The sequence below is a fragment of the Pseudomonas sp. Pseusp3 genome, from assembly GCF_047304225.1.
GTDB lineage: Bacteria > Pseudomonadota > Gammaproteobacteria > Pseudomonadales > Pseudomonadaceae > Aquipseudomonas > Aquipseudomonas fluorescens_CD.
Window position 1 is genome coordinate 1 of the sequence record NZ_JBGLYV010000289.1, and the last position, 242, is coordinate 242.

The following is a 242-nucleotide window of genomic DNA, read 5'->3' on the forward strand; positions in this document are numbered from 1 at the left end:
GGCCAGAAAGGCCAGATCGACGCCGCCGCCGCTTACCGCGATCTGCTGGGCGAGCGCAGCGAAGTCTCCGACTCCCACGAAAACTGCGAAAAGGTCCAGGATCCGTACTCCCTGCGCTGCCAGCCGCAAGTCATGGGCGCCTGCCTGACCCAGTTCCGCCAGGCCGCCGAAGTGCTGGCCATCGAAGCCAACGCCGTCTCGGACAACCCGCTGGTGTTCGCCGCCGAAGGCGACGTGATCTC

The 242-nt window shown here is 66.5% G+C and carries 1 protein-coding gene; it reads left to right on the plus strand.

Translation table 11 applies throughout. From position 1 onward, the window contains the following. The coding region (locus ACCD00_RS30905) for an aromatic amino acid lyase (protein ID WP_413428955.1) at window positions 1-242 on the plus strand (242 nt) is incomplete at both ends.